Source organism: Frankia sp. R82, from assembly GCF_023716925.1.
GTDB lineage: Bacteria > Actinomycetota > Actinomycetes > Frankiales > Frankiaceae > Frankia.
On record NZ_JAMQQG010000181.1, the window covers coordinates 1 to 959 of the forward strand.

At 67.2% G+C, this 959-nt stretch carries 1 protein-coding gene; it reads left to right on the plus strand.

Translation table 11 applies throughout. The features are described 5' to 3' along the window. The first annotated feature begins 48 nt into the window (after positions 1-48). A protein-coding gene (locus tag ND747_RS16490) for an IS5 family transposase (protein ID WP_374216248.1) occupies positions 49-959 on the plus strand; the annotation gives its coding sequence in 2 pieces (ribosomal slippage) (positions 49-430 and positions 430-959; 912 coding nt in all).

Genomic DNA, 959 nt, shown 5'->3' on the forward strand with positions numbered 1-959 from the left:
CTAGGCAGTTTCTCGTGGATCTTGACTGCCGGGTAGGCTTCATGATCCATGGTTGGTCGGCATGAGATCACCGACATGGCGTGGGCGCGGATCGCGCCGTTGTTGCCCAAGAACCCGCCGCGGGGCGGCCGCTGGTCGGATCATCGGATGGTCCTGAACGGGATCCTGTTCCGGGAACGCACCGGTGTGCCCTGGATGGATCTGCCGGAACGGTACGGGCCATGGCAGACGGTCTACAACCGGTTCCGCCGCTGGTCGTTGGATGGCACCTGGGATCGCATCCTCGACCACGTCGTGGTCAAGGACGACGCGGTCGGCGCCGTCGACTGGGAGGCGTCGATCGATTCGTCGATCGTGCGCGCCCACCAGCATGCCGCCGGCGCCCCGCATGCCGTCCCGAAGGATCAAAAGGGGACCGTCCCCTCAACGGACACACCCCGGACACCGCCCAGCAGGCGGAGGCCCTCGGTCGTTCCCGGGGCGGCCTGACCAGCAAGATCCACGCCGCGGTCGACGGGAAAGGCCGTCCACTGTCGCTGTGGCTGACCGCCGGACAGGTCAACGACTCCACCCAGTTCGCGCAGGTCATGGACGGAATCCGGGTCCGCCGCGACGGCCCGGGCCGGCCCCGGACCCGCCCCGAGCATGTACTCGCGGACAAGGGCTACAGCACGAAAGCGATCCGCGACGAACTACGCCGCCGCGGCATCAGCCACACGATCCCCGAACGCGCCGACCAGAAGGCCAACCGCCAGCGGCGCGGCCGCGCGGGCGGACGGCCACCGGTATTCGACACCGAACGGTACAAGCACCGCAACGTCGTCGAACGGTTCTTCAACCGGCTCAAGCAATGGCGCGCACTCGCGACCCGCTACACCAAGCGCGCCCACTACTACCGCAACGAACTCACCATCGCCGCGATCTTCATCTGGCTCAAAGATCCACGAGAAACGGCCTAG